Origin of the sequence: Salipiger sp. CCB-MM3 (genome assembly GCF_001687105.1) — a bacterium.
GTDB lineage: Bacteria > Pseudomonadota > Alphaproteobacteria > Rhodobacterales > Rhodobacteraceae > Salipiger.
In genome coordinates this window covers 678,848-693,565 of record NZ_CP014595.1, presented here as the reverse complement: position 1 = coordinate 693,565, position 14,718 = coordinate 678,848, and the positions used below count along the sequence as shown (strand labels likewise).

Sequence of the window (14,718 nt, the reverse complement as noted above, 5' to 3'; positions counted from 1 at the left end):
TTTGCCCGTTTTGCGGGATTTTCTGCGCGACGCAGCGAGAGTGCAAGCCATTGGCCGGCAAAAGTTTACGTGGGGAGGCCCCTCGGTAAACTTTTCGTAACGATTAAGGCCGGAACTGGGCCCTCAGCAGCTTCCGCGCTCCCGGATGGCCACATTCGCGAGAAGTTGCAGGGTCGCCGGGTAGTAAGACTGCGCAGAATCCTGCCGGGTTGCCGGGGGCAGGGGCGCGCAGCGGGCCAGTGCGGCGATGGCGCGATAGCCCGCGCTGTCGGAAACCGCGCGCACCTTGCCTGCGGGCCCAAGCGCAACGGCGACCTTGCCGCCGGGGCCCGCCGCGTCGAAACCCGCCAACGCCGAGGCGACTGCGGGGTGCGCGGTGCGGCCCGACCAAGTGAGGTAGAGCGGGATGCGAATGGCATCATAGCTCGAGCGCAGCTCATGTTCCTGCGGCGCGTCAAAGCCCGCCTCGGTGACGTCGATCCAGTCGGGCAGTACCGGCTCGCGCGCAAGTTCGGCCAGCAGCCTCTCGCCGTGGTCGGCGGCGCGGATCAGCTTGGGCTCTCCGGCAGCCTCGCCAAGCTCCCGCAGCGCACGGGGCATGATGTAGGACGGGTTAAAGAGCACCCGGTCGGGGGCCATGCGTGCCTCGGCGCCGGGCCTGAGGATAAGCTCTTGCGGCGCGCGCGGGTCGGGAGCGAGGCACAGGCGGGCGATGTCGCGGGCGATGGCCATGGCAGTGTCGTAATATTCGTGCCAGCCGCTGTCGCGCGCCGCCCGCAGCAGAGCCCAAGCGCGGAAGAGATCGCCATCGGTGGCATTGTGCCAATCCTCGATATTGTCGCGGCGGCGGGGGATCCATTGCCACGCCATGAGCCGGTCGTCGCGGATCGCGAGATTATGCGCCGTCCACTCCTCCATATTTCGGAAGCTGCGCTCATCCCCATGGGCCTGTGCCAGAAGCAAGCCATAGCCCTGACCTTCGGAATGGCTCGTGCCGCCCTGCAGATCGTCGATCACCCGCCCGTCGGGCTGCATGAACCGCGCGCGCCACAGCCGCCAGCATTGCTCAGAACTGGATTCGGCGGTCGCTGCCGGGGCGGCGCTGCAGGTCAAAGCGGTGAGCCCCGCGAGGAAATTGCGTCTGTCCATAACTGCTCGGTCAAATTGCGGCATGTTTCAGCTTCTGCGCTCTTCAAAGCCGATAGTGCGTGGGAAATCACGCATTTCCATAGCTTACGCGAGCGTAACTTGCTCTTTTCTACTTCAGCGTGAGGCCAATCGGCAACGCCGCTCGGTGTCTGTATTTCCCGGTTTTGTTCGTACAAAAATGACTTTCCGGTGCCGGTTTTGTGTGCGCCCGTGAATTTTCCGTTTAATTTTTGAGCGATCCAGATGGAATGCCAAAAAGATAATTTCCCGATGCGCTCGCCTGTCTGCCCTTCGCTCTGCGCCCACGTCAAGCTGATCACGCATCCGGCACACGCATGAGGCCGGGCCATTCAACAGGGATATTTCGGAGGTTCTTATGCTTCGTCTGAAAGCAGGCATTGCGGCGCTCGCCGTCGCGGCCACCATGGCCAGCGCCGCAATGGCGCAAGGCACTTTGCGGATCGGCATGACCGCAGCCGACATTCCTCTCACCACCGGTCAGACCGACCAGGGCGGCGAGGGGATGCGTTTCATGGGCTACACCGTCTATGACTCGCTGATCGAATGGGATCTCACCAGCGCCGACAAACCCTCGGTCCTGATCCCCGGTCTCGCCACCGAGTGGTCGGTGGACGAGGAAGACAAGACCAAATGGACCTTCACGCTGCGCGAAGGCGTCACCTTCCACGACGGCGCGCCGTTCACCGCCGCCGATGTGGTGTGGAACCTTGACAAGATCCTCGACGAAAGCTCCGAGCAATACGACCCGCGCCAGTCGGCGCAGGGCAAGTCGCGCATCCCCGCCGTGGCTTCCTATGAGGCGATCGACGACTACACGCTCGAGATCACCACGAAAGAGCCCGACGCCACGCTGCCCTACCAGATGACCTGGATCCTCATGTCGTCGAAGGCGAACTGGGAAGCCATGGACAAGGACTGGGAGAAGGTCGCAGGCAGCCCGTCGGGCACCGGCCCGTGGAAGCTCGAAACCTTCGTGCCGCGTGAGCGCGCCGAACTGGTGCCCTTCGCCGACTACTGGGACGACAGCCGCGTTCCCCAGCTCGACAAGATGGTGCTGATCCCGCTGCCCGAGCCCAACGCCCGTTCGGCCGCGCTGCTGTCCGGTCAGGTCGACTGGATCGAAGCTCCGGCGCCCGACACCATCCCGGCGATGGAAGGCAATGGCTTCGTCATCTCCTCCAACGCCTATCCGCACAACTGGACCTGGCACCTGTCGCGTCTGGAAGGCTCGCCGTGGAACGACATCCGCGTGCGCAAGGCGGCCAACCTCGCCATCGACCGCGAAGGCATGGCGCCGCTCCTGGGTGGCCTGATGGTCCCCGCGAAGGGCTTCCTGCCGCCCAGCTCGCAATGGTTCGGCAACCCCTCGTTCGACATCTCCTATGACCTCGATGCCGCCAAGGCGCTGATGGAAGAGGCCGGCTACGGCCCCGACAACCATCTGCAGGTGAAGGCGCTGATCTCGCCGTCGGGTTCGGGCCAGATGCTGCCGCTGCCGATGAACGAATACGTTCAGCAGAGCCTCGCCGAGATCTGGATCGACGTCGAGTTCTCGGTGGTCGAGTGGAACCAGATGATCAACCTGTGGCGTGCCGGTGCGGCCGATCCGTCGGTTGACGGCGCGATGTCGGTGAACTTCACCTACTTCCTGCAGGACCCGTTCACCGGCCTCATCCGTCACCTCGACTGCAACCTTATCGCGCCCAATGGCACCAACTGGGGCCACTATTGCGACGATGAGATGCAGGCGCTGTTCTCGGAGATCAAGAACACCTTCGATCCCGAAGCGCAGGACGCTGTGATGCGCAAGACGCATGAGAAATACGTCGATGACGCGCTGTTCCTCATGGTCACCCACGACGTCGCACCGCGCGCCATGGCGCCCAAGGTGAAGGGCTTCGTTCAGGCGCAGAACTGGTACCAGAACTTCTCGTCGATCACCATCGAAGAGTAAGGCCCGCAAGGGTTTCGCCCCCGCCGCACGCGCTGCGGCGGGGGTCCACTTCAAGCCAGGGATCCACCCGTGCTCAGCTATTTTCTCCGCCGCCTCATCCTCGTGCTGCCCGTGGCATTCGGGGTGTCGGTCATCTGCTTCCTGCTGGTCCAGATCGCTCCGGGCGATCCGTTGACCGCAATCATGCCCATCGATGCCACCGCCGAAGAGCAGGCCGCCATGCGCGCCGCCTACGGCCTCGATAAGCCGCTTCCCATCCAATACGCGATCTGGGTCGGCAATCTGATGCAAGGCGACATGGGCAAATCCATCGCCACCGGCCGTCCGGTCGCCGACGAGGTGTTCGGCGCGGTGCAGAACTCGCTGCTGCTGGCCGTCAGCGCCGCCGTCATCGCCTTTCCGATCGGCATCTTCCTCGGCTTCCTTGCCGGATATTTCCGCGACACGCTGCTCGACCGCGCGGTGACCGCAGTGTCGATCACCGGTGTGTCGGTGCCGAACTACTGGCTCGGCATCGTGCTGGTCATCATCTTTTCGGTGAACCTCGGCTGGCTGCCCTCGATGGGCGCGGGGCCGGGCGGCTCGCAGAGCTGGAGCTGGGATTGGCTGCACATCCGCCACCTGATCCTGCCCGCCGTGACACTGGCCGTGGTGCCCATCGGCATCGTTGCGCGCACCGTGCGCGCGCTGGCCGGAGACATCCTCACCCAAGACTTCGTGCAGGCGCTCTATGCCAAGGGCATGAGCCGCGGTGACGTGCTGCGTCACGTGGCGCGCAACGCCGCCGCCACCGCGCTGTCGGTCATGGGCCTGCAGCTGGGCTACCTGCTCGGCGGCTCGATCCTGATCGAGACCGTGTTCAACTGGCCGGGCTCGGGCTTTCTGCTGTCCAACGCCATCTTCCAGCGCGATCTGCCGCTGTTGCAGGGCACGATCCTGATCCTCGCCCTGTTCTTTGTGGCGATGAACCTCATCGTCGATGTGGCGCAGGCCGCCATCGACCCCCGCATCAAGAGGACCTGACCCATGGCGCTTGCGGAAACCGAAAACATGCAGGGCGCCAAGACCGAGAAACCGCAGGGCTACTGGTCCGGCGTGGGCGCGCGCGTGGTGCGCGATCCGGTCTCGATGATCTGTTTCGCGGTCGTGCTGCTGCTGATCCTCTCGGCGATCTTCGCGCCCTATCTGGGGCTCGCCGATCCCTACAAGGGCTCGATGATCGCGCGCCTCAAGCCGCTGGGCACCGAGGGGCATCTCCTCGGCACCGACGAGCAAGGGCGGGACATGCTGGCGCGGCTGATCTATGGCGGACGGCTGACGCTGTTCATCGGGTTGATGCCGGTGGTCTTCGCCTTCTTCATCGGCTCGGCGCTCGGCATCGTCGCGGGCTACGTCGGCGGCATGACCAACACCATCATCATGCGCATCGTGGATGTGTTCTTTGCCTTCCCCTCGGTGCTGCTGGCGATCGCCATCTCGGGCGCGCTGGGGGCGGGGATCGTCAACTCGCTCGTGTCGCTGACCATCGTCTTCATCCCGCCGATCACCCGCGTCGCCGAGGCGGTGACCTCGGGCGTGCGCGCGCTCGACTATATCGACGCCGCGCGGGCCACCGGGGCGAATGCGTGGACGGTGATCCGCGTGCACGTCATCGGCAATGTGCTCTCGCCGATCTTTGTCTACGCCACCTCGCTCACCTCGGTGTGCATGATCCTTGCCGCGGGCCTGTCGTTCCTCGGCATTGGCGTGCGCCCACCCGAGCCCGAGTGGGGCCTGATGCTGAACACGCTGCGCTCGGCCATCTACATCAACCCGTGGCTCTCGGCGCTGCCGGGGGTGATGATCTTTATCACTTCGCTCTGCCTCAACCTGCTGAGCGACGGACTGAGGAGCGCGATGAATGTCCGCGACTGACCTGTCACCGAGCCAAGATCAGGCGATCAAACCGAAAACCGCCGCCCCGGCGAGCCGCGACAAGGGCGGCCCGGCGCAGCCGCTGGTCATCGTGAAGGACCTGCAAAAGCACTTCCCGGTCCGTGGCGGCATCCTTGGCCGCACGCAGGCGGTGGTGCAGGCGGTCGACGGCGTCTCCTTCGAGGTGAAGAAGGGCGAGACGCTGGGCATCGTCGGCGAATCCGGCTGCGGCAAATCCACCACCGCGCGGCTGCTCATCGGCCTTATCGAAAAGGACAAGGGCGAGATCATCTTCGACGGGCAGGGGCTGGGCGAGCGGCTGTCGCTGAAGGACCTGCGCAAGGATGTGCAGATGGTCTTTCAGGACAGCTATGCCTCGCTCAACCCGCGCCTGACGATCGAAGACTCGGTGGCCTTCGGCGCCAAGGTGCAGGGGCTCGACGATCCCAATGGCCGGGCGCGCAGCCTGATGGCGCGCGTCGGGCTCGATCCCGACCGCTTTGCCCACCGCTACCCCCACGAGCTTTCGGGCGGCCAGCGCCAACGGGTGAACATCGCCCGCGCGCTCGCCATGTCGCCGCGGCTGGTGGTGCTGGACGAGGCCGTGTCGGCGCTCGACAAATCGGTCGAGGCGCAGGTGCTCAACCTGCTGACCGACCTGCGCCGCGAGTTCGGCCTGACCTATATCTTCATCAGCCACGACCTGAACGTGGTGCGCTACATATCGGACCGTATTCTGGTGATGTATCTTGGCGAAGTGGTCGAGGTCGCGCCGGTCGACAGCATCTGGCGCGAGCAGGCGCATCCCTACACGCGCTCGCTGTTCTCGGCGATGCCGGCGATGGACCCGGACGACCGCACGCAGGAGCCGCCGCTGGCGGGCGATCCGCCGAACCCGATCGACCCGCCCAAGGGTTGCCGCTTCCACACCCGCTGCCGCTTTGCCAGCGCGGTCTGCAAGACCAAGGTGCCGAAGCTGCAGGCGATCGCCGCCAATGCCGAGCATCTGACCGCCTGCCACCTGCATGATGCCGCCTCGGGCCATCCCAAGGCCGGGCAGGGGGTGCCGGAATGATCCTGTCGGGAAAATGCGCCAAGCCAAAGCGCGAGGTCTTCTGGACCGCGCCGAGCACCACCCCGAAACCGGAGGAGGGCAAATGACCAAGCTACTCGACATCCAGAACCTCACCGTCCGCTTCAAGGGCAAGCGCACGGTCAATGCGATCAACAACGTCTCGCTGAGCATGGAGCAGGGCGAGACGCTGGCGCTGCTGGGCGAGTCCGGCTCGGGCAAATCGGTGACGCTGAAGGCGCTGCTGGGCCTGCTGCCGCCAAAGCGCACGGACATCGAAGGCTCGATGCACGTCAACGGCACCGATGTGCTGAGCCTGTCGGGCAAGAAGCTGCAGAAGTACCGGGGCGGCGAGGTCTCGATGGTGTTTCAGGAACCGGCGCTGGCGCTGGATCCGGTCTATACCGTCGGCCATCAGATCGCCGAGTCTGTCATGCGGCACAAGGGCGTCAGCAAGGCCGACGCCATGTCCACCGCGCTCGACATGCTTGACCGGGTGCGCATTCCCTCGGCGAACCGGCGGCTGCACAACTATCCGCACGAGCTTTCGGGCGGGATGCGCCAGCGGGTGATGATCGCTCTCGCGCTGGCCTGCCGTCCGCGCCTGCTGCTGGCCGACGAGCCGACCACGGCGCTTGATGCCACGGTGCAGATCCAGATCCTGCTGCTGCTGCGCGAGCTGCAGAAAGAGTTCGGCATGGGGGTGATCTTTGTCACCCATGACATTGGCGTGGCTGTGGAAATCTCGGAGCGGGTCGCGGTGATGTACGCCGGGCAGATCGTCGAAGAGGGCACCACGCGCGAGATCATCAAGGACGCGCGCCACCCCTATACGCAGGGACTCTTGGCGGCGAACCTGCATGACGTCGAGCGCGGCGCGCGGCTCAGCGCCATCCCCGGCGCCCCGCCCTCGCTGGAAACCAAGCCCGACAGCTGCTCTTTCGCGCCGCGCTGCCCGCATGCCATGCCCGAGTGCCGCGCCGGGCTGCCGCCGGTCTATACGCCCAGCCCGCGCCGCCGCGTGGCCTGCGTGAAGGCAGAGCCCGCCATCGCGGCGGAGTGAAGGCCCTCTCATGCTGATCGAGGACGACCCTTTCCGCTGCTTCATGCCCTATGAGCCGGTGCCGGTGGCGAGCGCCGAGGGCGGGCCGCTGGCGGATCTGACGCTGGCGGTGAAAGACATCTTTGATTTCGCGGGCTATCGCACCGGCTCGGGCTGCCCGACCCGGCTGGCACAGAGCCCGGTGCACACCCACACTGCCCCCGCCGCGCAGAAGCTGCTGGACGCGGGCGCGTGCTTTGTCGGCAAGACCCATACCGACGAGCTGGCGTGGTCGATGTACGGGATGAACGCGCATTTCGGCACGCCGGTGAACCCCGCCGCGCCGGACCGCATCCCCGGTGGCTCGTCTTCGGGCTCGGCGGTGGCGGTGGCGGCGGGGCTGGCGGATATCGCCATCGGCTCGGACACCGGCGGCTCGGTGCGCGCGCCCGCCAGCTTTTGCGGCATCTGGGGCATCCGCCCGACCCATGGCCGCATCTCGCTGCAGCACGTACAGCCCTTGGCCGAGAGCTATGACACCTGTGGGGTCTTCGCGCGCGACGGCGAGACGCTGCTGCGGGCCATGTCGGTGCTGCTGGATGGCGAAACCGCCGCGCTGCCCGAGAGCCCCGACTTCCTGCGCCCGGTGGACATGCTGGCGCAGCTGCAGCCCGAGGCGCTTGGGGTCTGGGAGACGGGCTTTGGCGCATTGCCCGCGCGCGACGTCAGCGTCTATCCCGAAGGTGTCGAGGCGGCTTACACCGCCTTCCTGCGCACCATGGGGGGCGATGCACGCAAATGGGTGGTGCCCTTCATCCGGCAAAGCGGCATGCCGCTGGTGCGCGGGATCGACGGGCGCGCCGAGGCCGCCGAGGCGCTGACCGAGGCCGAGATCGCGGGCGCCGAGGCCACCCGCCGCGCCTTTACCGCGCATCTCGAGGCGCTGCTAGGGCCGGGCGGGGTGATCCTTGCGCCCGTGGTGCCAAAGGCGCCCTTCCGGCTCGATGCGCCGACCGAGGTGTTTGACGCCTACCGCCACGGCGCCATGCGGCTGCTCTGCGTCGCGGGCCTTTCGGGCCTGCCGCAGGTTGTGATGCCCGCAGGCACGGTGGATGGTGCGCCCTATGGGCTGTCGCTGATTGGGCCGCGCGGGTCGGATCTCTCGCTGCTGGCTCTGGCCTGTCGGTTGATGGCCGAAAGCCCCGGCCCTAGAAATCCCGCCCCGGTGACCGCGTGAGAAAAAGGAAAGCCCTATGAGCGTGATCGAAGACCGGCTGGCTGAGATGGGGCTGGCGCTGCCGCCTTCGGCGCCGTCGCGGGCGCTGTTCCTGCCCGGCAAGATCAGCGGCAACCTGTTGTTCCTCTCGGGGCAGATCTGTGAGTGGGAAGGCGTGCCCAAATACTTCGGCCCGGTGCCGGAGGGGTTCGACGTGAAGACTGGTCAGGACGCGGCGCGTATGTGCGCGCTCAACCTGCTTTATTCGATCAAGGCGGTGGCCGGATCGCTCGACCGGGTGACCTCGGTGGTGCGGCTTGGCGGCTTCGTCGCGGCCCCGGCGGGCTATGGTGACGGGCCGCTGATCGTTAACGGCGCCTCGCAGCTGTTCATCGACCTTTGGGGCGAGGCCGGACGCCACGCGCGCACCGCTGTCAACGTGGCCTCGCTGCCTGCCAATGCGCTGGTCGAGATCGAGGCGACGGTGGAACTTGACTGAACAGCCTGCGCCAGACGTTTCGGGGCCGCGGGTTCTGCTGATGAACCCCAACAGCAACAAGGCCACCACGCGCACCATGTGCGCCATCGCGGCGCGGGTGCTGCCGGGGGTCACCGGCTGGACCGCACCCGCCGGGCCGCCGCTGCTCACCAACCCCGCCTCGCTGGCCGAGGCAGGGCGCCTTGTGGCCGCTGCCGAGCTGCGCGAAGGGCTCGCCGGGGTCATCGTCTCGGCCTTTGGCGATCCGGGCCGGGACGAACTTGCCGCGCGGCTCGACATTCCGGTGATCGGCATCGGCGAGGCTGCGGCGCGGGCGGCGGCGCAAGGCGGGCGCACCTTTGCAGTGGTGACCCATACACCTGCTTTGGAAACAAGCATCGACGCTTTGATGCACAATGCTGCGCCCGATGCGCGATACCTCGGGACATATCTTGCGGATGGCGATCCCACTGAACTTTCGGCAGACCCGAAAAAGCTCGACGCGGCATTGCTTTACGCGGTGCGGCGCGCCTGCCACGATGGAGCCGAAGCGGTGATTATCGGGGGCGGGCCGCTGGGCGAGGCGGCGGATCGACTCGCCGATCACGCGCCCTGTGTACTTGTTTCGCCTATTTTACATGCAGCGCTACAATTGCAGGCAAAACTCCGCTTGCCAAAGGCTTAACTTTGCGGCAATCCGCCGGTGGATTGCCTGTGAAAGCGCAGCATGAGCGGAGATTCGGCGAAGTTTCGCTGCCGCGCAGCAAAAGCCCGCTTTTGCAGGGAACCCCTTGGAATACGGGGTGTTGTCTTTCCCGTAGTCCATATCATTTTCCCGGCCAGTACTATCCCTTGGAGCAGACATTTGCGGAAGTTTCCGAACCAGAGTCCCGTTGTGTCCGGACGCGCAGCCGTGGCGCGTCAAAATAGACGCCAATTCCTAACCCGCCTGGCGGGATCTGTCGCCATGCCTGCGCTCGTCGCTGCTGGCCCACTTGCCGCGCAGGAAGCTGCGGACGGCGAGGGCGATCAAAAGACCAATGCACCCGAAGCGCAGGGCGTTCCATTCTCCTTCGACATTCTGTCCGAGCAGATGGCGCGCGCCGCGCAAGAAGAGCAGAAAGAGCCCGAGCAGGTCGAAGGCTTCCTGGCAGAGCTTGATTACGACGGCTATCAGCGCATCCGCTTTGACAAGGATCAGGCGCGTTGGGCCGATCTGCCCGACGATACCTTCCGGCTGCAGGCCTTTCATCTGGGCTGGCTGTTCAAACAGCCGGTGCGCCTGCATGAAGTGGTCGATGGTCATGCCAAAGAGATGCATTTCTCGACCTCGGATTTCGACTATTCCGATGTGAAGACCGAGATTCCCGCTGACGCGGAAATGCCCGGCGTCGCCGGGTTTCGCCTGCACAATCCGCTCAACCGCGCCGACACGTTCGACGAGCTCGTCGCCTTTCTCGGGGCGAGCTATTTCCGGGCGCTTGGCCGGGGAAATCTCTACGGGCTCAGCGCGCGGGGTCTGGCGGTCAACACCGGCCTGTCGGGCGTCGAAGAGTTCCCGCGCTTCGACAACTTCTGGCTGGAGCGCCCCGGTCCCGGCGCCGAGCACATCACCATCTACGCCGCGCTCAGCAGCGCTTCGGTGACCGGCGCCTATCGTTTCGTGGTGCGCCCGGGCGAAGACACCCGTATCGACGTGACCGCGCGCCTCTACCTGCGCAACGACATCCAGCAGCTGGGCATCGCGCCGCTGACCTCGATGTTCCTGTTTGGCGGTCCCGACATGGGCGATTTCGATGATTTCCGCCCGGCGGTGCACGACAGCGAAGCGCTGGTGCTGACCACGCAGGGCGGCGAGACCTTCTTCCGCCCGCTCAACAACCCGCCGCGCCTTGCCAGTTCTTACTTCGGGGCGTTGAGCCCGGTGAAATTCGGTCTGGTGCAGCGCAACCGCGAGTTCGAGCATTACCTCGACGCGCAGGCGCACTACGAGAAGCGCCCGACGCTGCTGGTCGAGCCGATCGGCGACTGGGGCGAAGGCTCGGTGCGGCTGGTCGAGATCCCCTCGGACCTCGAAGGCAACGACAATATCGTCGCCTTCTGGATCCCCAAGGCGGAAACCAAGGCCGGCGATGCGCTGGAGTTCGCCTATCGCCTGCACTGGGGGATGTCCCCCGAGGGTGACGGTGCGGTAGATCGGGCCCGCGTGGTACGCACACGGGTCGGCAAGGGCGGCATTTCTGGAACCGACGAGGACAACGGTCGGCGGAAATTCGTCATCGATTTCGAAGGTGGCACTTTGGGGGAACTTCCTGCCGGTGCCGAGGTTGAACCTTCAGTGAGTGCCGCGAACGGCGAGATTGCCGAAGCGGTTGTGAGCCGGATCTCGGGAACCGAGACATGGCGCCTTGTGCTTGAAGTCGAAGCTCCGGACGGGGCGGTGGCAGAGCTTAAGGCGGGGCTCAAAGGTTATGGACGTACTCTTACCGAAACCTGGACTTATCAATGGGTGAAGGAATGAATGCTGAACCGATGAAAGATCTGGACGTGACCGAAACACGGGCCGTCGAAATGCCGCATTGGGCTCCGCCCGAGGCACCTATGGAAATGCCGCGTCAGGACGTCGAGGCGCCGCGCGCCGAGCGTGCGTCGCTGCCTGAAATGATCCTGCGCGTTATCATGCCGGGCCAGAGAGCGTAAGGACACGCCAATGCCCGTTCTGCCCTCGCCCGACCGCAAGACGGTCGCCACCCGCTTTCTGGCGGCTCTCTTCGCGCTGGCTGCCGCTGGCACCGCCACGGCGCTGCTTCTCGAAGTGGCGCTGCAAGATGGCGTTGCCGTGTGGGACTTTGTGCGCGCCGGACTGATCCTTGTAACCACCGCATGGCTCGCATGGGGGGCCGCGCTGGCGTTGTCGGGACTGGCCCCCATGCGCCGCCGCGCGCCCGTGGACCTGCAACTTCCGCAGCCGCGCACAGCCGTGCTGGTGCCGATCTGTAACGAGGACCCGCTGGCCACCTTTGCGCGCATCGCAGCCATGGATCGCTCGATCCGGGATGCGGGCGTCGAGGCCGATGTGGCGATCCTGTCGGACACGCGCGACGACGCGGCGGCCGCGGCAGAGCGCGCGGCTTTCGTGAAGCTGCTCGACACCACGGGCGGGCAGGGGCGTGTCTTCTACCGCCGCCGCGAGGACAACCGCGGGCGCAAGGCGGGCAATATCGAGGATTTCTTCCGCCGCTCCGGCGGGGCCTATGAGTTTGCCGTGATCCTCGACGCCGACAGTCTGATGGAAGGCAGCGCCATCCGTCAAATGATCGCTCGGATGCAGGCCGATCCGCAGATGGGTCTGCTGCAGACGCTGCCGCGCGTCGTGGGCGGGCGCAGCTTCTTTGGTCGCGCCATGCAATTCGCCGCAGCCTTCCATGGCCCGGTGTTCACCCGTGGTCTTGCGCGGATGCAGGGCGCCACTGGCCCGTTCTGGGGCCACAATGCGATCGTCCGCGTGCGCGCCTTTGCGGAAAGCTGCGGCCTGCCGGAACTGCAGGGCAAGGCCCCCTTTGGTGGCCATATCCTCAGCCATGACTACGTCGAGGCGGCGCTGCTCGCCCGTGGTGGCTGGAAGGTTCAGGTGGATGCCAGCATCGACGGCTCCTTCGAGGAAGGCCCCGAAAACCTGCTCTCCTTTGCCAAGCGCGACCGCCGCTGGTGTCAGGGCAACCTCCAGCACATCCGGCTGGTGATGGCGCCCGGCCTTGCGCCGTGGAGCCGCTTTGTTTTCATTCTTGGCATCTTCTCCTATCTGGTGTCGCTGCTCTGGTTCGGCTTCCTCGTCGCCTCGGTGATCGCCGCCGTGACCGCGCCGCCGCCGGATTATTTCCCCGAGCCGCACCTGCTGTTCCCGGTCTTCCCGAGCGATCGCACCAAAGAGATGATCGCGCTGATGATCGGCATCTTTGGGCTGCTGATCATGCCCAAGTTCGCCATTCTCACCGAGAGCGCGCTGACCCACCGGGTCGCCGGATTTGGTGGTGTGATGCGGGCCTTCTGGTCGGTGATCGTCGAGGTGCTGCTGACCTCGCTGATCGCGCCGCTGATGTTGATGTATCAGACCAAAGCCGTGCTGCAGGTGCTGTCGGGCCGCGATGGTGGCTGGCCGTCGAGCCAGCGCGGTGAGGGCCAGCTGACCATCATGCAGGGCCTGCGCGCGGGGGCGTGGATCACCGTGACCGGCGCCGTGGCGCTGGGGGTGACCTTTTGGCTGTCGCGCGATCTGGTGCCGTGGCTGCTGCCGGTCTGCCTGCCGATGCTCTTTGCGCCGCTGCTGATCGCCTGGACCTCGCGTCCGCTGACCCACAAGCTGTTCGTCACACCGGACGAAGGCAACCCGTCGCCGGTGGTGGTCTCTTACCGCGAGATCCTCGCGCAGTGGACCAATGCGCCGCAGGCGCCGCAGCCGGAACCCGGAACCGGTGCCAAGGAACCTCATCATGTCGCAGCCTGATGGCACAAAGCTGGTGTCCTTCCCCGCAGGGAAGGCCACCGGCGCCCGGCGTCCGCGCGATCCGCGCATCGACGCCTTTCGCGGGCTGGCGCTGGTGATGATCTTCATCGACCATGTGCCGGGCAACCCTTACGAATATCTGACCATTCGCAATTTCACCCATTCCGATGCCGCCGAGGCCTTTTTCCTGATGTCGGGCCTTGCCGCCGCGCTGGCCTATTCGGGGCGGCTGACGTCCGAGGCACGCGCCGAGCATGGGCTATGGAATGGTATCGCTCCCATGTGGAAACGCAGCTGGACGCTTTACCTCGCGCATATCTTCATGACGGTGTGGGCGATCGCGATCTTCTCTGCGGCGGCAGGGATTTACGCGATGCCCGAGCTGCTGGAGCAGATCAACCTGCGGCAGGTCTTCGGCAACACCGGCGAAGCGCTCTTCGGCATTGCCGCGCTGACGCACCAGTTGGGCTATGTGAACATCCTGCCAGCCTATTCGGTGCTGCTGCTCTTCGCGCCGCTGATGCTGATGATCGGGCTGTGGCGGCCTTGGGCGCTGCTGACCCTCTCGCTGGTCATCTGGATGGCGGCGGGGCTGTGGCGACTCAACCTGCCGAACTTCCCCAATCCCGGCGGCTGGTTCTTCAACCCGATCTCGTGGCAACTGCTGTTCGTGCTGGGCGCGCTCACCGGGCTTGGCATGCGCCGCGGCGAGCGCTTCGTGCCGAAATCACGCGCGCTCTTCTGGGCCTGTCTTGGCTTTTGCGTGCTGGCGCTGGTGTGGAAGTTCGTGCCGGCGGTGGGCGACGTGATCAACCACCAGATGGCGCGGCTCTATCAGGCGGGCATTCCGTTCCACCTGACCACCCATGACAAGACCTTCGTGGCGCTGCCGCGGCTGCTCAACATTCTGGCGCTGGCCTATGTGCTGTCGTGCCTGCCTTGGGTCACTCGCGCCTGCGCGCACAAGGCCGCCGCGCCGCTGCGCCTGCTGGGGCAACAGGGCCTGCTGGTCTTCTGCACCGGCACCGTGGTGTCACTGATGTTCCAAGTCTACATGGCAGGCAACCCGCTCTCCACATGGATGGGCTGGGGGCTGCCGCCGCTGGGCATCGTGATCATGCTGATCACCGCTTGGCTGGGCTCGGCGCGCAAAGCCGCTCCGCGTGGCAGCGCGCCAAGCGCGCAGGGCGGGCTGGTGGCCAGCAGCGGCAAGCGTCGCACCGGCTGAGCCAGATCTGACACTTTGGATCGAAAGGCGCCTTCCGCAGTCCGGCGGGAGGCGCCTTTTTCGTGTTATCATTGCGCCGGGTGGGAAAAATTTTGAAATGCCGCGACGGGAAGTCATCTTGCCGGCGTAACAAGGCTTCG

Annotated in this window: 14 protein-coding genes; 12 read left to right on the top strand and 2 right to left on the bottom strand. The window is 65.6% G+C overall.

The annotated features are described in order from the left end of the window. Window positions 1–123 precede the first annotated feature (123 nt). A complete protein-coding gene (locus AYJ57_RS03360; protein WP_066101188.1) occupies window positions 124–1,149 on the bottom strand; it encodes a glycosyl hydrolase family 8 in 1,026 nt (341 codons plus the stop codon). Then, entirely contained in the window at window positions 1,110–1,469 is a 360-nt protein-coding gene (locus AYJ57_RS26170) for a hypothetical protein (protein WP_193789506.1), read from the bottom strand. Before AYJ57_RS26170 ends, AYJ57_RS03360 begins: the two co-directional genes overlap by 40 nt. Before the next feature lie 56 nt (window positions 1,470–1,525). On the opposite strand from AYJ57_RS26170, the gene AYJ57_RS03355 reads away from it, so the two are divergent. The 12 genes from AYJ57_RS03355 (at window position 1,526) to AYJ57_RS03305 (ending at window position 14,578) form a co-directional block, all read left to right on the top strand. After that, window positions 1,526–3,124 (top strand): ABC transporter substrate-binding protein, encoded by a 1,599-nt coding sequence (locus tag AYJ57_RS03355; protein WP_066101186.1) that lies wholly within the window; start codon window positions 1,526–1,528, stop codon window positions 3,122–3,124. A 69-nt stretch (window positions 3,125–3,193) separates the two neighbouring features. Further along, window positions 3,194–4,147 carry an ABC transporter permease gene (locus AYJ57_RS03350; RefSeq protein WP_066101183.1) on the top strand — a complete coding sequence of 318 codons (954 nt, stop codon included), beginning with the start codon at window positions 3,194–3,196 and terminating at the stop codon, window positions 4,145–4,147. Between the two features lie 3 nt (window positions 4,148–4,150). Beyond that, window positions 4,151–5,038: an ABC transporter permease gene (locus AYJ57_RS03345; RefSeq protein WP_066101180.1), complete on the top strand. Its 888-nt coding sequence runs from the start codon at window positions 4,151–4,153 to the stop codon at window positions 5,036–5,038. Continuing rightward, window positions 5,025–6,113: an ABC transporter ATP-binding protein gene (locus AYJ57_RS03340; protein WP_083191136.1), complete on the top strand. Its 1,089-nt coding sequence runs from the start codon at window positions 5,025–5,027 to the stop codon at window positions 6,111–6,113. The genes AYJ57_RS03345 and AYJ57_RS03340 overlap by 14 nt, the downstream gene beginning before the upstream one ends. 82 nt (window positions 6,114–6,195) lie before the next feature. Continuing rightward, on the top strand, window positions 6,196–7,173 hold the full coding sequence (locus tag AYJ57_RS03335) for an ABC transporter ATP-binding protein (protein WP_066101178.1): 978 nt from the start codon (window positions 6,196–6,198) through the stop codon (window positions 7,171–7,173). Window positions 7,174–7,183: 10 nt separating this feature from the next. Continuing rightward, window positions 7,184–8,389, top strand: coding sequence for an amidase (locus AYJ57_RS03330; protein WP_066101175.1), 1,206 nt, complete (start codon window positions 7,184–7,186; stop codon window positions 8,387–8,389). Window positions 8,390–8,405: 16 nt separating this feature from the next. Continuing rightward, a complete protein-coding gene (locus AYJ57_RS03325; RefSeq protein ID WP_066101172.1) occupies window positions 8,406–8,867 on the top strand; it encodes a RidA family protein in 462 nt (153 codons plus the stop codon). After that, a complete protein-coding gene (locus tag AYJ57_RS03320; protein WP_237220188.1) occupies window positions 8,860–9,531 on the top strand; it encodes an aspartate/glutamate racemase family protein in 672 nt (223 codons plus the stop codon). The genes AYJ57_RS03325 and AYJ57_RS03320 overlap by 8 nt, the downstream gene beginning before the upstream one ends. A gap of 282 nt (window positions 9,532–9,813) precedes the next feature. Further along, window positions 9,814–11,367 carry a glucan biosynthesis protein gene (locus AYJ57_RS03315; protein ID WP_083191135.1) on the top strand — a complete coding sequence of 518 codons (1,554 nt, stop codon included), beginning with the start codon at window positions 9,814–9,816 and terminating at the stop codon, window positions 11,365–11,367. Then, entirely contained in the window at window positions 11,352–11,546 is a 195-nt protein-coding gene (locus AYJ57_RS25820) for a hypothetical protein (protein WP_157373940.1), read from the top strand. The genes AYJ57_RS03315 and AYJ57_RS25820 overlap by 16 nt, the downstream gene beginning before the upstream one ends. Window positions 11,547–11,556: 10 nt before the next feature. Continuing rightward, complete coding sequence (gene mdoH, locus AYJ57_RS03310) at window positions 11,557–13,350, top strand: glucans biosynthesis glucosyltransferase MdoH (protein WP_066101163.1); 1,794 nt, start codon at window positions 11,557–11,559, stop codon at window positions 13,348–13,350. Beyond that, the gene (locus AYJ57_RS03305) at window positions 13,337–14,578 is read left to right on the top strand and encodes an OpgC family protein (protein ID WP_083191134.1); all 1,242 of its coding nucleotides are present in this window, start codon (window positions 13,337–13,339) and stop codon (window positions 14,576–14,578) included. The genes mdoH and AYJ57_RS03305 overlap by 14 nt, the downstream gene beginning before the upstream one ends. Window positions 14,579–14,718: the final 140 nt, after the last annotated feature.

Excerpts from the sequence above, each read along its gene's own strand:
- AYJ57_RS03330 (WP_066101175.1), top strand. The coding sequence starts at position 7,184 with ATGCTGATCGAGGACGACCCTTTCCGCTGCTTCATGCCCTATGAGCCG.
- AYJ57_RS03340 (WP_083191136.1), top strand. The coding sequence starts at position 5,025 with ATGTCCGCGACTGACCTGTCACCGAGCCAAGATCAGGCGATCAAACCG.
- AYJ57_RS25820 (WP_157373940.1), top strand. The coding sequence starts at position 11,352 with ATGGGTGAAGGAATGAATGCTGAACCGATGAAAGATCTGGACGTGACC.
- AYJ57_RS03305 (WP_083191134.1), top strand. The coding sequence starts at position 13,337 with ATGTCGCAGCCTGATGGCACAAAGCTGGTGTCCTTCCCCGCAGGGAAG.
- mdoH (WP_066101163.1), top strand. The coding sequence starts at position 11,557 with ATGCCCGTTCTGCCCTCGCCCGACCGCAAGACGGTCGCCACCCGCTTT.
- AYJ57_RS03315 (WP_083191135.1), top strand. The coding sequence starts at position 9,814 with ATGCCTGCGCTCGTCGCTGCTGGCCCACTTGCCGCGCAGGAAGCTGCG.
- AYJ57_RS03325 (WP_066101172.1), top strand. The coding sequence starts at position 8,406 with ATGAGCGTGATCGAAGACCGGCTGGCTGAGATGGGGCTGGCGCTGCCG.
- AYJ57_RS03345 (WP_066101180.1), top strand. The coding sequence starts at position 4,151 with ATGGCGCTTGCGGAAACCGAAAACATGCAGGGCGCCAAGACCGAGAAA.
- AYJ57_RS03355 (WP_066101186.1), top strand. The coding sequence starts at position 1,526 with ATGCTTCGTCTGAAAGCAGGCATTGCGGCGCTCGCCGTCGCGGCCACC.
- AYJ57_RS03360 (WP_066101188.1), bottom strand. The coding sequence starts at position 1,149 with ATGGACAGACGCAATTTCCTCGCGGGGCTCACCGCTTTGACCTGCAGC.
- AYJ57_RS03335 (WP_066101178.1), top strand. The coding sequence starts at position 6,196 with ATGACCAAGCTACTCGACATCCAGAACCTCACCGTCCGCTTCAAGGGC.